The sequence below is a fragment of the Streptomyces sp. NPDC051217 genome, assembly GCF_044455465.1.
Classification (GTDB): Bacteria; Actinomycetota; Actinomycetes; order Streptomycetales; family Streptomycetaceae; genus Streptomyces.
The window spans coordinates 1-15,471 of sequence record NZ_JBITEV010000005.1 but is presented as its reverse complement, the minus strand read 5'-3'; the positions used below and the strand labels follow the sequence as shown (position 1 = coordinate 15,471).

Annotated in this window: 12 protein-coding genes; 7 read left to right on the top strand and 5 right to left on the bottom strand. The window is 70.5% G+C overall.

Going from position 1 to position 15,471, the window contains the following annotated elements; genetic code table 11:
- The first annotated feature begins 468 nt into the window (after window positions 1-468).
- From ACIBBB_RS13480 to ACIBBB_RS13465, 4 genes are read left to right on the top strand one after another with little or no spacing between them, the layout of a single operon-like run.
- The gene (locus ACIBBB_RS13480) at window positions 469-3,390 is read left to right on the top strand and encodes a nitrate- and nitrite sensing domain-containing protein (RefSeq protein WP_398981355.1); all 2,922 of its coding nucleotides are present in this window, start codon (window positions 469-471) and stop codon (window positions 3,388-3,390) included.
- Window positions 3,387-3,845, top strand: coding sequence for a roadblock/LC7 domain-containing protein (locus tag ACIBBB_RS13475; RefSeq protein WP_398981353.1), 459 nt, complete (start codon window positions 3,387-3,389; stop codon window positions 3,843-3,845). Before ACIBBB_RS13480 ends, ACIBBB_RS13475 begins: the two co-directional genes overlap by 4 nt.
- Before the next feature lie 10 nt (window positions 3,846-3,855).
- Window positions 3,856-4,251 (top strand): DUF742 domain-containing protein, encoded by a 396-nt coding sequence (locus ACIBBB_RS13470; RefSeq protein WP_398981352.1) that lies wholly within the window; start codon window positions 3,856-3,858, stop codon window positions 4,249-4,251.
- Window positions 4,232-4,840 (top strand): GTP-binding protein, encoded by a 609-nt coding sequence (locus ACIBBB_RS13465; RefSeq protein WP_398981350.1) that lies wholly within the window; start codon window positions 4,232-4,234, stop codon window positions 4,838-4,840. Before ACIBBB_RS13470 ends, ACIBBB_RS13465 begins: the two co-directional genes overlap by 20 nt.
- 126 nt (window positions 4,841-4,966) lie before the next feature.
- Here ACIBBB_RS13465 and ACIBBB_RS13460 read toward each other — a convergent pair whose 3' ends face one another.
- Window positions 4,967-5,323, bottom strand: coding sequence for an Mpo1-like protein (locus tag ACIBBB_RS13460; RefSeq protein WP_398981348.1), 357 nt, complete (start codon window positions 5,321-5,323; stop codon window positions 4,967-4,969).
- A gap of 148 nt (window positions 5,324-5,471) precedes the next feature.
- A complete protein-coding gene (locus ACIBBB_RS13455; protein WP_398981346.1) occupies window positions 5,472-6,332 on the bottom strand; it encodes a M15 family metallopeptidase in 861 nt (286 codons plus the stop codon).
- Between the two features lie 60 nt (window positions 6,333-6,392).
- Here ACIBBB_RS13455 and ACIBBB_RS13450 point away from each other — a divergent pair, with 60 nt between their 5' ends.
- The gene (locus ACIBBB_RS13450) at window positions 6,393-6,950 is read left to right on the top strand and encodes an NUDIX domain-containing protein (RefSeq protein WP_398981344.1); all 558 of its coding nucleotides are present in this window, start codon (window positions 6,393-6,395) and stop codon (window positions 6,948-6,950) included.
- 203 nt (window positions 6,951-7,153) lie between these two features.
- On the opposite strand, the gene ACIBBB_RS13445 is transcribed toward ACIBBB_RS13450, so the two are convergent.
- Window positions 7,154-9,520 (bottom strand): glycoside hydrolase family 31 protein, encoded by a 2,367-nt coding sequence (locus tag ACIBBB_RS13445; RefSeq protein WP_398981342.1) that lies wholly within the window; start codon window positions 9,518-9,520, stop codon window positions 7,154-7,156.
- A gap of 225 nt (window positions 9,521-9,745) precedes the next feature.
- Here ACIBBB_RS13445 and ACIBBB_RS13440 point away from each other — a divergent pair, with 225 nt between their 5' ends.
- Window positions 9,746-11,734, top strand: coding sequence for an acetoacetate--CoA ligase (locus ACIBBB_RS13440; RefSeq protein WP_398981340.1), 1,989 nt, complete (start codon window positions 9,746-9,748; stop codon window positions 11,732-11,734).
- A gap of 70 nt (window positions 11,735-11,804) precedes the next feature.
- Window positions 11,805-12,767 carry a hypothetical protein gene (locus tag ACIBBB_RS13435; RefSeq protein WP_398981338.1) on the top strand — a complete coding sequence of 321 codons (963 nt, stop codon included), beginning with the start codon at window positions 11,805-11,807 and terminating at the stop codon, window positions 12,765-12,767.
- Window positions 12,768-12,825: 58 nt separating this feature from the next.
- Here the strand turns inward: ACIBBB_RS13435 and ptsP are convergent, their stop codons facing one another.
- Window positions 12,826-14,496, bottom strand: a complete 1,671-nt coding sequence (gene ptsP, locus ACIBBB_RS13430; RefSeq protein ID WP_398981336.1) for a phosphoenolpyruvate--protein phosphotransferase — start codon at window positions 14,494-14,496, stop codon at window positions 12,826-12,828.
- 101 nt (window positions 14,497-14,597) lie between these two features.
- Complete coding sequence (locus ACIBBB_RS13425) at window positions 14,598-15,047, bottom strand: PTS glucose transporter subunit IIA (RefSeq protein ID WP_398981334.1); 450 nt, start codon at window positions 15,045-15,047, stop codon at window positions 14,598-14,600.
- Between the last annotated feature and the right edge of the window lie 424 nt (window positions 15,048-15,471).

The following is a 15,471-nucleotide window of genomic DNA, read 5'->3' as shown; positions in this document are numbered from 1 at the left end:
GGACCGTAACTCCCCACCGCTGTCCGACATCAGGGTGACTGCCCGGCCCCGGCCGCTTCACGCGAACCATGGCACCGAATGTGCGCGGACAGCGCTGAAGCGCCCTCCGCCCGCCCCGTCCCTCGCCCCGAATTCCCTACCCTGAGCCGGTACTTCCGTACGTCAGTACCCAAACACATAGACGAGCGACAGATCCGGAAGATTCCCGCACCCTTGTGGTTCAGGCCATCTGATCGATTGCGAAAACTGACGTCCCGCCAGGTACTGTGCGCCACAGCGGTGAAAGTCATCTCCGTTAATACCAGGACAACTCGTACTCAACTCGCCTGGCTGCGGCCGAAAAACGCCCGGACATGGCTTCGAGTTGTCGGTGTGGCAGTAGTAGGCTCACGCCGTTTGTTGACGAGGTTTGTCGGTTCTGATGAAGACGCCTTCCACATCGGGTGGAAGGTCGAGCTGGGGGAGGCCATGCGCTTTCGCGGGAAGTCCATCCGCCGGAAGATCGTGGCGTTGCTCCTTGTGCCGCTCGTCTCCCTCACGGCCCTGTGGGCATTCGCCACCACACTCACCGGCCGCGAGGCCAACCAACTCCTCGACGTCGCCTACATCATCGACAAGGTCGGCGACCCCGTGGAGAACACGGTCCGAGTGGTCCAAAGGGAACGCCGCCAGACCCTCATCTACCTCGCCGACCCCCGTAACTCCGACTCCCTCGCCGAGCTGCGCCGACAGCGCGCGGCCACCGACAGGGCCGTCACGAAGATCAAGGCGAACGCCGAGAACCCCTCGGTACGCGACCAGATGAGCGGCACCACCTCCGCGCGGCTGACCTCGCTCACCGACGCGCTCGACGGCCTCGGCGCGCTGCGCCGCTCCGTCGAGAAGAGCACCGTCACCCGCGGCCAGGCGCTCGACTTCTACAACAGACTCGTCGACCCCTGCCACAGCTTCCTGTCGACGCTCCACGCCCTGCAGGACGTGGAGCTCGACAAGCAGGCCCGTGCCCTGGTCGGTGTCGACCGGGCCCAGGAGATGCTCTCCCGTGAGGACGCGCTGGTCGTCTCCGCGCTGATCAGCCGTCGTGTCTCGTCGGAAGAGGTCAGGTTGATATCCGACCTGGTCGCCAACCGCACCCTGCTCTACGAGACCAACCTCGACGTCCTGCCCGCCTCCGAGCGCGAGATCTTCGAGCAGTACTGGGGCGGCCCCGGCACCCAGCCGCTCCGTGAGGCGGAGGAGGAGATCATCGCCGCGGGCGCGGGCGAGAACCCCGCCTCGGTGGACGCCGCACGGTGGCAGGAGATGTCCAACCCCGTTCTCCAGAACCTTGAGCGTGAGAGCGAGGCGGCCGACGACCGCTACCAGGACCGGGTCGAGCCCGCCGGGTTCAACGTCCTGATCCTGGCCGGGATCGCCGGTGTCCTCGGCTTCCTCGCGCTGCTGGTCTCCCTGATCGTCTCCATACGCGTCGGCCGCAGCCTCATCCGCGACCTCTCGGGCCTCCGTAAGGAGGCTCACGAGGTGTCCGGCGTCCGCCTGCCGAGCGTCATGCGTCGCCTCGCGGCGGGCGAGCAGGTCGACGTCGAGACGGAAGCGCCACGACTGGAGTACGAGCGCGACGAGCTTGGCCAGGTCGGCCAGGCGCTCAACACCCTCCAGCGCGCGGCCGTGGAAGCGGCGGTGAAGCAGGCGGAGCTGAGGCACGGCGTCTCCGAGGTGTTCGTCAACCTCGCCCGCCGCAACCAGGTCCTGCTCCACCGCCAGCTCACCCTCCTCGACGCCATGGAGCGCCGCACCGAGGACACCGACGAGCTCGCCGACCTGTTCCGCCTCGACCACCTCACCACCCGTATGCGGCGCCACGCCGAGGGCTTGGTGATCCTCTCCGGAGCCGCGCCGTCCCGCCAGTGGCGCAAGCCGGTCCAGCTCATGGACGTCGTACGGGCCGCGGTCGCCGAGGTCGAGGACTACGAGCGCGTCGAGGTCCGGCGGCTGCCGAGGATCGGTGTCGGCGGCCCCGCGGTCGCGGACCTCACCCACCTCGTCGCCGAACTCCTGGAGAACGCGACGGTGTTCTCGCCCCCGCACACGGCGGTGCAGGTGCACGGCGAACGCGTCGCCAACGGCTTCACCCTGGAGATCCACGACCGGGGCCTCGGCATGAGCTCCGACGCGCTCCTCGACGCGAATCTGCGGCTCGCGGAGACGCCCGAGTTCGAGCTCTCCGACACCGACCGCCTCGGTCTCTTCGTCGTCAGCCGGCTCGCCCAGCGGCAGAACGTACGGGTCTCGCTCCAGCCGTCTCCGTACGGAGGCACCACCGCGATCGTGTTCCTGCCGGCCGCCCTGCTCACCGAGGCGCCCGAGACGCAGGGCACCGGATTCCGGCTCGACCGGCAGAACCTCGGACCGGACAAGGGCCGCGGGCGCTCCGACGGCAGGCTCGCCTCGCTGTCGCAGGTCCCCACCGGACTCAGCGGAACCCGCTCCGTGCTCGACGGGCCCATCGAACTCGAACCGCCGCTCACCGGGCGTGAGTTCGACGAGCAGGCCACTCGCGTCGATGCCGTCGACGCCCCCACCGGCCTCGGTGATCTCGGTGACCTGGACGACACCGAGAGCGAACGCGGCGGCATCTTCCGTGCCCGTGAACACCTGCGGGACGCCCGTGGCCGCGAGGCGGGCCGGCCGCGCCCACCGCGCGGAGCCGCAGCCGGCGCCGGTGAGCTCCACGAGCAGCACCGCCAGGCCGCCGACCAGAACGGACCCACCGGCCGTGACGGCCGCGAGGACGCCGTCCCGCGCGACTTCCCGGCGCAGCTGCCCCGCCGCAGCCGCAAGACCCCGAAGCTGGTGGCCGACCACGGCAGGCGGCTGGACGAGCGCGGCGGCGCCCACCCGGCGTCCGAACCCACGTCCGACCCCACACCGAACGGGTCGTCCGCCGAGGCGCCTTCTACGAACGCGGCCCCGTCGTCGTCCGCCGAGCCCTCGCCGAGCGAGCCCTCGGGCACGTCACCGTCGCCCGTCCGCGCGCCCGCTCCCGCCTCGCGCCTCGTGACGCCCACACCCGACGGAGCCGCCGTGACGCCCGACGAGAACGGGTCTCCCGCCCCGCTCGGCGGCCTCCCCCGGCGTGTCCGGCAGGCCAGCCTCGCGCCCCAGCTCAGGGACGCCGTACGGGAGGACGCCGAGGCGCCGCCCGCCGACGCCCCGGAACGGGACTACGAGCGGGACGCGGCAGAAGTACGCAACCGTATGGCTTCCCTTCAACGGGGCTGGCAGCGTGGCCGTCAGCAGAACAGCGCCGAAGACACCGAAGACACCACCGAAGGCATCAACGGCCCCGGCGACACAGCAGGAACGACACCGGAAGGGGACGGTCGATGACCGCACCGAAAACCGCAGCATCTGATACCACCCGCCGCGGATCCGTTCCGGGCGACCTCAACTGGCTCCTGGACGAGCTGGTGGAACGGGTTGGCAGCATACGTAAGGCGATCGTCCTCTCCGGGGACGGCCTCGCCACGGGAACGTCCAAGGAACTCACCCGCGAGGACGGCGAGCATCTCGCCGCCGTCGCCTCCGGCTTCCACAGCCTCGCCAAGGGCGTCGGCCGGCACTTCGAGGCGGGCAAGGTGCGCCAGACCGTCGTCGAACTCGACGACGCCTTCCTCTTCGTCACGGCGGCGGGCGACGGCAGTTGCCTGGCCGTGCTCTCCGACTCCGACTCCGACGTCGGCCAGGTGGCGTACGAGATGACGCTCATGGTCAAGCGCGTCGGCGTTCACCTCGGTGCAGCGCCCCGCGCCGGACAGGTCGCCGGACAGCCCGCCACAGGGTGAGTTGGATGTCATGAGCCAAGCAGGCGAGGATCCGAAGCACTGGTTCGACGGCGACGCCGGACCAGTGGTGCGCCCGTACGCCATGACGCGCGGCCGGACCAGCAGCGCGACCCGGCACCGGCTCGATCTGATCGCCATCGTCATCCCGGCGTCCGCCGCCGGCGATCCCGCCGGCGACCGGACCCTGTCTCCGGAGCATGTGGAGATAGTCGAACTCTGCAGAGCCAGTCCTCAGTCGATCGCGGAACTCGCCGCGGGCCTCGACCTCCCCGTCGGGGTGGTGCGGGTCTTCGTAGGAGACCTGGTCGAGAGCGAACTGGTGCACGTAACCCGTCCCGTTCCGCCGGCCGAGCTGCCGGACGTGAACATTCTCCGCGAGGTGATCAATGGTCTTCGGGCGCTCTAGCCGTGGACAGCGGCCGATCGAGCCGGTGACTCTGAAGATCCTGGTGGCAGGCGGCTTCGGGGTGGGCAAGACGACCCTCGTGGGCGCGGTGAGTGAGATCAAACCGCTGCGTACCGAGGAAGTACTGACGGAGGCGGGGCGGCCCGTCGACGACGTCGCGGGCGTCGAGGGCAAGACCACCACCACGGTCGCCATGGACTTCGGGCGCATCACGCTCCGCGACGACCTGGTGCTCTATCTGTTCGGTACGCCGGGCCAGGACCGCTTCTGGTTCCTCTGGGACGAGTTGGCCCAGGGCGCGCTCGGCGCGGTCGTCCTGGCCGACACCCGGCGGCTGGAGGACTCCTTCGCGGCGGTCGACTACTTCGAGCGGCGGGACATCCCGTTCGCCGTCGCCGTCAACTGCTTCGAGGACGCGGTCCGTTTCCCCGCCGAGACGGTCCGGACGGCACTCGATCTCGACTCGGAGGTTCCGCTGCTGATGTGCGACGCGCGCACCCGCGAGTCCGTCAAGGACGTCCTGGTGGCGGTCGTGGAGCACGCGATGATCCGCGCCCGGCAGCAGCGCGAGCCCGCGGTCACCACCTGACCCGGCACCGCGACGACCGACGACCGCCGTCGCTGCGGCGACGCCGACGGAACACGGCCCGTACCCCCACCGACAGGGGTACGGGCCGTGAGTCTCGTGCGGCCGGCGGCCCAGCGGCTCAGCGGCTCAGCGGTTCTCGGCGAGCCACTTCGCGGCGATCTCGGCCAGCTCCGCGTCCCGCCCCGCCAGCATCATGCGGATCATCTGCACGTCGCCGCGCAGCGACCACGCGGGGTGCCCGAAGCTCGCGGGATTGTTCTTCTCGATGAAGAAATGGGCGGGCCAGGCCGTCCCGTAGCCGATCAACGGCAGCGCCGCCGCGTACCGCTTCCGGCCGCGGGCCAGGCCGTAGACGCTGACGGCGAGGCCGGTGAGCGTGCCCGTGAGATGGATCCAGCGGGTGGCCGCACGGGAGTGCATCGCCACGTAGTAGGGCCAGAATTCCTCGTACGACTCGTATGTCGCCGTTGTCTCCGTTGCCATACGGGCACCGTAACGGGTCCGCCGGGAAGGGGAAACGGGCAGAGGAGAACCGAAAACGGGCGTGCCGCGTCCGATAGGGGTGAAGGGTCGGCCGGAGCCCACGGGGGTGGTCCCGGCCGACCGTTCATCCGCTGATCGTCTCCCGCTCTCAGTGACCCATGACCGACGGCCAGGACACCGGGAAGTCGAAGTAGGTGTCCGGGAAGAGCTCCGGCTTGTGGGTGAAGTGCCACCACTCCTCGGGGAGGTTGGTGAATCCGACATCGGCCAGTGTGGTCTTCAGCAGCTGCCGGTTGGCGCGCTGCTCACCCTGGATGCGGGGGTCGTCGGTGTGCGACAGCGTGTCGAAGCAGTCGTAACCGGTGCCCATGTCGACGGAGTTGTCTCGGAAACGCTCACCTTGCGGCGCGTAGCAGGGGACCAGCTTCTCGCCCGGCACATACGGCAGGGTCGGCTTCGCAGGCAGTTCTACGATCGTCAGGTCGACCGTACTGCCGCGGCTGTGCCCGGACTTCTCGGCGATGTAGCCGTCGGTGAACAACCTCGACTTGTCGACTCGTGGATAGAACTCCGGCTTCGTCCTCTCGTCCGCCAGGTCCTTCGCCCATCGGACGAAGTGGTCGACCGCGCGCTGCGGGCGGTAGCAGTCGTAGACCTTGAGGGAGTAGCCCTGGCGCAGCAGTGTCCACTGCGCCCGCTGAAGCGCCTGCGCGGCCGGGCGCGTGAGGATGCAGAGCGGCTGCTCGTAACCGTCGACCGGCTCGCCCACGAAGTTGTGCGGCGTGATGTAGCGGATGTCCTGGAGGATCGTCGGTGCCACGGTCGGCAGCGCCACGAACTCCTCGGGCGCCGTGGGCGAGAACGGCCTGGTGGGCCCAGAGGTCCCAGAGGTCCCGGAGGCTTCGGACGTCCCGGTTGCCCCGGACGCCCCCGGAGCCCCGGCGGTCACGGCGATCAGGGCGGCCGCGGCGGCGGCCAACGCGCGGAGTGTGGAAGCGAGTCGTGTCATGGGCACACCGTCTATCAGTTCCACGGCGCGGGGGAAAGACTCATCGGCTACAGTCCGCGCGTGCCCGACCTCAGAAACGACTTCGTGAAGAACTCCCACTGCGGCACCTGCGGCTCGCCCTACCCGGCCGACGTCGGCTGGCCCCGCACCTGCCGCGTCTGCGGCGACACCGCCTACCGCAACCCCCTGCCGGTCGCGGTCACCCTGCTGCCCGTCACCGACGACCGGGGCACCTCCCTCGTCGTCATCACCCGCACCATCGAGCCCCGGCGCGGACACGCCGCCCTCCCCGGCGGCTTCATCGACCACGACGAGGACTGGCAGCACGCCGCCGTACGCGAGTTGCGCGAGGAGACCGGCATCGCGGCCACCGAGGCGGACGTGCGGCTGGCGGACGCGATGAGTTCGCCGGGCGGCCATCTGCTTCTCTTCGCTCTCCTGCCGGAACGCCCCCTCGCCGACCTGCCCGAGTCCGTCGCCACCGACGAGACGGAGGGATGGCACCTACTGCGAGCCCCGGCCGAGCTGGCGTTCCCGCTGCACACGCGGGCTGTACGGTCCTGGTTCGCCGGCCGGTACGGCGACACGGCCCCGGAACCTCCGGTCCGCCCGGCCTGACCCTGTCCGTCCTCGTAACCCCGGCCGGGCGCGCTAGGTGTATTGCCCTGTGAGGTTGGGCCCGAGACGCCTGGCACGGCACCTCGCTTCGTTGTCGGACTCGTCCAAGTACGTCCCGGTCCATCCACAACGACGGTCCTCCGCCTTGCGACGCACCGCACCAGCCGCCCCGGGCTGATCCACGAAGATCCGCCGGACAGGCCCTACCCCCGCACCCGGACGGGGAGTTCCGGCGGCACCACGCCCTCGTCCGTCACACGCTCGACCACGACCCCGCCTCCCACCAGCCGCGACGTGTACCGCTCCACCTCCGGATGCGCCCACCCGTCCCCGGCGTCCCGCACCACCAGTCCGCCACCCGTACGCCGCGGTGCCGGAGGCCACACCTCCAGTTCGATGCCCCCGGGCGTCCCGTCGGCGTCGGCCGGGCCCCGGACCGGGATCACCGCGCCCGCCCGCGCCAGCACCGGAATCCGGGACGGCGGGGTGTCCAGCAGGACCTGACCGGGCCCCTCGTACGCGGTCCCGGTCGCCGTGTCGTACCAGCGCCCACGCGGCAGCCGCACCGCGCGCCGGTCCCCACCAGCCTCCAGCACGGGCGCCACCAGCAGCGAGTCCCCGAGCAGAAACGCGTCCTCGCAGTCCCGCAGCGCCCGGTCCTCCGGCGAGCCCCACCACACCGGACGGGCGTACGGCGCGCCCGTCATCCGCGCCAGCTGGGCCAGCGTCATGAAGTACGGCCCCAGCCGCTCCCGCTCCAGCAGCGCCGCGCGCGCGTGCCCGAGCACCTCGTCGCCGAACTCCCACGGCTCCCTGCGGCCCGCGTCGATCGACGCGTGCGTACGGAACAGCGGGAGATACGCGCCCAGTTGGTACCAGCGCAGAAACAGCTCCGGCGACGGGCTCCCGGTGAAGCCACCCACGTCCGGCCCCGAGTACGGCACGCCGCACAGCCCCAGCCCCAGCACCAGGGAGAGCGAGGCGCGCAGCCCCGGCCAGCCGGTCTCCACGTCGCCCGACCAGGTGCCGCCGTACCGCTGCATGCCCGCCCAGCCCGAACGGGAGAAGAGGAAGGGCCGCTTGTCGGGCCGCAGCCGCCGCAGCCCCTCGTACCCGGCCATCGCCATCGTCAGCCCGTACACGTTGTGGGCCTCCCGGTGATCGCCCCCGCGCCCGTCGAGCGCGTGTCTGGACGACCGGGGCAGCGTCATGTCGCCGAACGGCGCGAACGACACCGGCTCGTTCATGTCGTGCCAGACCCCCGAGAAGCCCTGCGCCAGCCTCTCCTCGTACAGACCGCCCCACCACTCGCGCACCGCCGGATCGGTGAAGTCCGGATAGACGCACTCGCCCGGCCAGACCTCGCCCCGTACGTCGTCGCCGCGCGCGTCCCGCACGAACGCCTTGGCCGCCGAGCCGCTGTCGTACGTCTCGTTCCCCGGTTTCGCCTTCACCGCCGGATCGACGATCGATACCAGCCGTACCCCCTCGGCCCGCAACTCCTTTGCGAGAGCGGGCAGATCCGGGTAGCTCCCCCGGTCGACCGTGAACACCTGATGGCTGTCGTAGTGATCGATGTCCAGATGGAGCGCGGACAGCGGCAGCCCGCGCTCCCGGTAGCCCGCCACGATCCGGCGGACCTCCTCGGCGCCGCCGAAACCCCACCGCGCGTGCTGCGGCCCCAGCGCCCACGCGGGAGGCAGCGCGGGCACCCCCGTCAAGGCCGTCCAGCCGTGCAGCACCCGCGCGGGCGTGCCCAGCAGCACCCAGCAGCGCAGCGGACCGCCCTCCATCCGCAGCTCGGAAGTGCCCGGCCGGTCATGACCGGAGCCCGCGCCCTCCTCGCCCTCCTTAAGAGTGACGCGCCCGTCCCACGAGTTGTCGTAGAAGGCGAGGTGCGTGCCGACGTCCGCCACCACCAGCTGCACCGGCATGGTGATGTACAGCGGATCGTCGCCAAACCCGAAGCCACCGCGCGGATCGGTGTTCCAGAGGCGGTACACGCCGTCCCGCAGCCGCGGCCCCGAAGCCCGCCCGCCGAGCCCGAAGAAGCGCGCGTCGGCGGCCACCTCGGCCCGCTGCGCCCAGCGCGCGGGCCCTTCACCGTCCACCGGCTCCCACCAGCGCGGCGGCAGCTCACGGCGCACCACGACACCCCCCGGGGTCGCCACCTCCACGCCGCCGTGCCGGGAGACCGTCACCGTCACGCGCTCCGAGATCACCCGCCAACCGCCGTCCTTGTCCGGCTCCAGCACGGCCCGCGGATCCGGCTCGGGCGGATCGCACGCCAGCGCGTACGACGGCAGCGGCTCGGCCCCGTCCCAGCCCCAGAAGACCCCACCGCCGACGGCCACCCACACGCGCAGCTCGGCGCGGGCGAACCGGACGATCCCACCGCCCGCCAACGGCTCCGCACCACTCATCGGTCCGGGCACCCTCGCCCGCTCCGCGCCACGCGCCGGCAGATCCCGCTCGTCCGTACGCCGGTGCCGCCATGCCGACCGAACTGTCCGCATCCCCCGTACCGAACCGACATCTTTCATCGAACGCAGCAGTTCACGACCGTCCATGCTGCTCAGCCTGCCATCCGGCCGAGACCGAACAGACCGCGTTCAACTCCCGTTCACCCATGGTCCGGCCATATGTCTCCCACGCCCCACCCAGGTACACACCGGGGCCCGTCTGGTGCGAAAGACGATCACATGGCATCGTCCAGTGGAAGCCGGGGCGCACCTCCGCACGAGTGCGCGCGCCCCACGCACACCACGCGTCGAGCCAGCCCGGGGAGCAACCGCATGACCTCAGCAGCCAGCCCAGCGCCACTGTGGCAGCCGGACGCCGACCGGATCGCGGCGGCGCACGTGACCAGGTTCCAGGCATGGGCGGCCGAACGGTACGGGGCCCCCGCAGAAGGCGGCTACGCGGCGCTGCACCACTGGTCGGTCACGGAGCTCGAAACGTTCTGGAAGGCCGTCGCCGACTGGTTCGACGTACGGTTCTCCACCCCGTACGAACGCGTCCTCGGCGAACGCGCCATGCCCGGTGCCGAGTGGTTCCCCGGCGCGACCCTCAACTACGCCGAGCACGCCCTGCGCACCGCCGACGACCCGGCACGCGCCGATGAACCCGCGCTCCTGCACGTCGACGAGACCCAGGGACCCACGCCCGTCAGCTGGGCGGAACTGCGCCGCCAGGTCGGCTCACTCGCCGCCGAGCTGCGCGCCGTCGGCGTACGCCCCGGAGACCGGGTCAGCGGCTACCTCCCCAACATCCCCCAGGCCGTCGTCGCCTTCCTCGCCGCCGCCGCCGTCGGAGCCGTCTGGACGTCCTGCGCACCGGACTTCGGCGCCCGCGGCGTCCTCGACCGCTTCCAGCAGATCGAGCCGGTCGTCCTGTTCGCCGTCGACGGCTACCGCTACGGAGGCAAAGAACACGACCGCACGGAGACCGTTGCCGAACTCCGCGCCGAACTGCCCACCCTGCGCGCCGTGGTGCACATTCCGCTTCTCGGCACGCCGGCCCCCGAGGGCGCCCTCGACTGGGCCGCCCTCACCTCCGCGGACACCGAACCGGTCTTCGAACAGGTCCCGTTCGCCCACCCCCTCTGGGTCCTGTACTCCTCCGGCACCACCGGCCTCCCCAAGGCCATCGTCCAGTCCCAGGGCGGCATCCTCCTCGAACACTTCAAGCAGATCGGCCTCCACTGCGACCTCGGCCCCGGTGACCGCTTCTTCTGGTACACCTCCACCGGCTGGATGATGTGGAACTTCCTCGTCTCCGGCCTGCTCACGGGAACGACGATCGTCCTGTACGACGGCAGCCCCGGCTACCCCGACACCGGAGCCCAGTGGGGCATCGCCGAACGGACCGGGGCGAAGCTCTTCGGCACCTCGGCCGCGTACGTGATGGCCTGCGGCAAGGCGGACGTGCACCCCGCACGCGACTACGACCTGTCCAAGATCGCCTGCGTCGCCACCACCGGATCTCCCCTGCCTCCCGACGGATTCCGCTGGCTCCACGACGAGGTCGCCGACGACCTGTGGATCGCCTCCGTCAGTGGCGGCACCGACGTGTGCACCTGCTTCGCCGGAGCCGTCCCCACGCTCCCCGTCCACATCGGCGAACTCCAGGCCGCCTGCCTCGGCACCGACCTCCAGGCCTGGGACCCGCGGGGCCGGCCCGTGATCGGCGAGGTCGGTGAACTCGTGATCATCAACCCCATGCCGTCGATGCCCGTCCGGTTCTGGAACGACCCGGACGGCAGCCGCTACCACGACAGTTACTTCGACATGTACCCCGGCGTCTGGCGCCACGGAGACTGGATCACCCTCACCGACCGCGGCTCGGTCGTCATCCACGGCCGGTCCGACTCGACCCTCAACCGCCAAGGCGTACGCATGGGTTCGGCCGACATCTACGAAGCCGTGGAACGCCTCCCCGAGATCCGCGAGTCCCTCGTCATCGGCCTGGAAGAGCCGGACGGCGGCTACTGGATGCCGCTCTTCGTCCACCTCGCCGAAGGCGCCGTACTGGACGACACCTTGCGTGCCCGGATCAAGGCGACCATCCGCCAGGAACTCTCGCCGCGCCATGTCCCGGACACGGTCATCGAGGTCCCGGCCGTCCCCCACACACTCACCGGCAAGCGGATCGAGGTCCCGGTGAAACGCCTGCTCCAGGGCACGGAGCTGGCCAAGGCGGTCAACCCCGGATCGGTCGACAACCTCGAACTCCTCCACTTCTACGAGACCCTGGCCCACGAGCGTCGCGCCAACCGCGCCTAGGACCTGTCGCCGTTGTCAGACCCCCCGACTACTCTGAGTGAGCATTGATCGACAGCGCTCAGGGGGAGTCATGGCGCACACCAACCGCACGAACACCAACCGCAAACGCCACGGGAACACCGCCGGACGGACAGGCCCGACGGGCACTTCGCGGCGCGCACGGAGCGAGCTGCGCGCACTGCGCCGTGAAGTGCCGTGCGTCGTCGGGCTGCTCGCCGACGAGCGGGACTTCACCGCCATGCGGCGCTACCGCACCTTCACCTTCGACGACCACCGGAAATATCTCCGTCGGATCGACGGACTGCTCCGCTCCCTCGCCACCGAGGGAGAGCACACCGCGGTCGCGCTCTTCGACCCGGAGGAATTCGCGGAGTACTGCGCGGAGACCGGACACGACCCGGACACCACGATCGCCCGGGGCCGTTTCACCGCACGCGTCGCGGCGAGCGGCGGCGCCGTCGTGCCCTACACCGGACAGCCCGTCGGGCAACTCGTCCCACAGCTCGTCAACACCGCCGTCCGCAGGGCCACCTGGGAGTATGCCACGATGGTCCTCGCCGACCTCGGGGAGTGCGCCGACTGCGGCGTGGACATCGGACGCGCCTCGTTCGACCGCGCCTCACGGCTCCTGACCCATCTGATCGAGCGCGCCGGACCGGGCACACACCATCTCGTGTGCAGCATCCCGGCACCGGACGAACAACTCCTCGCCGCTCTCCAGGTGGTGAGGCCCGACACCGGGCCCGCGCGGCTCGACGCCTCCGAGAGCGCGGAGTTCGTGACCGTCCTCGCGGCGGGCATCGCACTCGACAGCCCCGGCGGAGTCGTACTCCGTACGACGGGGCCGGGCGCCCCGGACCGGCTCCGCGGCTGGCGGCTCAGGGGCAGCGGCCTCACCCCGCTCAGCGAAGGCCAGGTCTTCAGCGCCTACTGCACCGACGCCGACACGGGCGAGCCGCTCTCCCCGGAGCCGGGGGTGGAGTACCACGCGGGCTTCGACCTCGGCATCGAGGACGCGGACATCCACCGCTGAACGCGAGGAGCTTCCCGCCGCGACGCGGCGGGAAGCTCCCAGGAGGTGAATCGACGGGTCACTCGCCGGACAGCACACCCTGCGCGGCCGCCCGCGCCTGCTCGGCGGTGTCGGCCGCGCGCGCGGCGGCAGCGGCACGCTCGCACTGCGCGAGGGAGTACTTCGCCAACGTCGCGCGTACGTACGGGATCGAGGCGGCGCCCATCGACAGCGACGTCACACCGAGCCCGGTGAGCACACACGCCAGCAACGGATCGGCAGCCGCTTCACCACACACACCACAGCTCTTGCCCTCGGCACCGGCAGACTCCGCAGCCATCGCCACCAGATCGAGCAGCGCGGGCTGCCACGGGTCCTGCCACCGCGATACGGCGCCCACCTGACGGTCGGCTGCGAAGGTGTACTGGGCGAGATCATTGGTCCCCAGCGAAAGGAACTCGACCTCCTGAAGAACCGAGCGCGCCCGCAGAGCGGCGGAGGGAATCTCCACCATGGCCCCGAACTTGGCGTTCAGCCCCGCCTCCCGGCACGCGTCGGCGAACGCCTTGGCGTCGGTGCGGTCGGCCACCATCGGCGCCATGACCTCCAGATACACCGGAAGCCCCTCGGCGGCCTTCGACAGCGCGGTGAGCTGGGTCCGCAGCACATCCGGGTGGTCGAGCAGGCTCCGCAGCCCCCGCACACCGAGCGCCGGATTCGGCTCGTCGGCCGGGGTCAGGAAGTCCAGCGGCTTGTCGGCGCCCGCGTCCAGCACCCGTACGACCACCCGGCCTTCGGGAAACGCCTCCAGCACCTGCCGGTACACCGCGATCTGCTTCTCCTCCGACGGCGCCTGCTTGCTGTCGTCGAGGAACAGGAACTCGGTACGGAACAGCCCCACGCCCTCGGCGCCCGCCTCCAGGGCCGCCGGCACGTCGGCGGGACCACCGACGTTCGCGAGCAGCGGCACCTTGTGCCCGTCGGACGTCGCGCCAGGCCCGGAGGAGGCGGCCAGCGCGGCCCGCCGCGCCTCGGCGGACTTGGCCAGCTCGGCCCGCTTCTCCGCGCTCGGCTCGATGAAGACCTCACCCGTGCTGCCGTCGACAGCGACCATCGTGCCCTCGGCCAGATCACCGGCACCGGGCAGCGCCACCACGGCGGGCACGCCGAGCTGGCGCGCGAGGATCGCACTGTGACTGGTCGGCCCGCCCTCCTCGGTCACGAATCCGAGCACGAGCGTCGGATCCAGCAGCGCCGTATCGGCGGGAGCCAGGTCACGCGCGATCAGTACGTACGGCTCGTCGCTGTCCGGCACCCCGGGCATCGGCACCCCGAGCAGCCGCGCCACGATCCGGTTCCGTACGTCGTCCAGGTCGGCGACCCGCCCGGCCAGATACTCACCGGCGCCCGCGAGCAGAGCCCGGTAGGAGGCGAACGCGTCGTAGACGGCACGCTCCGCCGTACTCCCGACGGCGATCCGCCGCTCCACGTCGGAGATGAGCTCCGGGTCCTGGGCCATCATGGCCTGCGCCTCAAGAACCCCCTGCGCCTCACCACCGGCCAGATTGCCCCGAGCGATCAGGTCGGCGGCCACAGCCTCGACGGCCTGCCGCGCACGCCCCTGTTCGCGCCCGGCCTCCTCGGTCGGGATCTGCTTGGCCGGCGGTTCGAGAACCGCCGTACCCATGTGCCGAACCTCGCCGATGGCCACCCCGTGGCTGACGCCGACGCCTCGCAGCGTTGTCTGCATTGCACCCGTCTCCGGTTGTGCGACGACCGACCGGATCGCCGCGGTTGATGAACTGACCGCCGGTCAAGCCAGCCGACGGCCGTGACGGCTGTCCGGCGGGGTCACTGCCAGCCGAAGAGCACGTCGCCGGACTTCACTTCGCCGTCCTGGACGATGTCCGTCAGCGCCTCGACGCTCGCGTCCAGCGCCACCACCGGACAGACCGGGGACTTGCCGGCGGCCTCGACATCGACGGGATTCCACCGCACGATGCCCTGCCCGCGCTTGACGGTGTCGCCCTTGGCGACGAGGAGTTCGAATCCCGCCCCGTTGAGCTGGACCGTATCGATACCGAGGTGCGTGAGCACGCCGTGCCCCTCGGAGTCGAGAACGACGAAGGCGTGGGGATGAAGGGAGACGACGACCCCGTCGATCGGCGCGACGGCCTCGGACGGCTCCCGCACGGGGTCGATCGCGGTACCCGGGCCCACCATGGCGTCGGAGAACACCGGGTCCGGCACAGCCTTGAGTCCGATGGCGCGTCCGGCAAGTGGGGACGTCACGCTGGTCATGGGGGGCCTCCCAGGGGGCGGAGATTCGTCTGCCGTCGTCACTGCCTGCCATGGAACGACGTACCGTTCAGAAGCGTAAGTCATATGAAGTGCCGGTTCCGCCCGAGAGCTGCCAGTTGGCGGGTCCCACGACGGACGGAAAACGATTTGCCTGCCAACAGGGACGGCATGTACTGTCGAACCCCTGCCTGACGCTAACGCGACTTCGAGTCGGCGGTCGGCAGCACCTATCAAGTCAGAAACTCTCTCGGATTTACAGCTTTCGCATGCCCGCGGAAGGTAGTGGTCAGGGAAAGCGAAAAGGCCTGCTAGTGTTTGAGACGTAAGAGAGCAAGACCGAAGGGAAGCCCGGAGGAAAGCCCGAGAGGGTGAGTACAAAGGAAGCGTCCGTTCCTTGAGAACTCAACAGCGTGCCAAAAGTCAA

Coding starts and splice junctions, on each gene's coding strand:
- ACIBBB_RS13460 (WP_398981348.1), bottom strand. CDS start 5,323: ATGGCAACGGAGACAACGGCGACATACGAGTCGTACGAGGAATTCTGG.
- ptsP (WP_398981336.1), bottom strand. CDS start 14,496: ATGCAGACAACGCTGCGAGGCGTCGGCGTCAGCCACGGGGTGGCCATC.
- ACIBBB_RS13475 (WP_398981353.1), top strand. CDS start 3,387: ATGACCGCACCGAAAACCGCAGCATCTGATACCACCCGCCGCGGATCC.
- ACIBBB_RS13435 (WP_398981338.1), top strand. CDS start 11,805: ATGGCGCACACCAACCGCACGAACACCAACCGCAAACGCCACGGGAAC.
- ACIBBB_RS13470 (WP_398981352.1), top strand. CDS start 3,856: ATGAGCCAAGCAGGCGAGGATCCGAAGCACTGGTTCGACGGCGACGCC.
- ACIBBB_RS13425 (WP_398981334.1), bottom strand. CDS start 15,047: ATGACCAGCGTGACGTCCCCACTTGCCGGACGCGCCATCGGACTCAAG.
- ACIBBB_RS13440 (WP_398981340.1), top strand. CDS start 9,746: ATGACCTCAGCAGCCAGCCCAGCGCCACTGTGGCAGCCGGACGCCGAC.
- ACIBBB_RS13455 (WP_398981346.1), bottom strand. CDS start 6,332: ATGACACGACTCGCTTCCACACTCCGCGCGTTGGCCGCCGCCGCGGCC.
- ACIBBB_RS13445 (WP_398981342.1), bottom strand. CDS start 9,520: ATGGACGGTCGTGAACTGCTGCGTTCGATGAAAGATGTCGGTTCGGTA.
- ACIBBB_RS13465 (WP_398981350.1), top strand. CDS start 4,232: ATGGTCTTCGGGCGCTCTAGCCGTGGACAGCGGCCGATCGAGCCGGTG.
- ACIBBB_RS13480 (WP_398981355.1), top strand. CDS start 469: ATGCGCTTTCGCGGGAAGTCCATCCGCCGGAAGATCGTGGCGTTGCTC.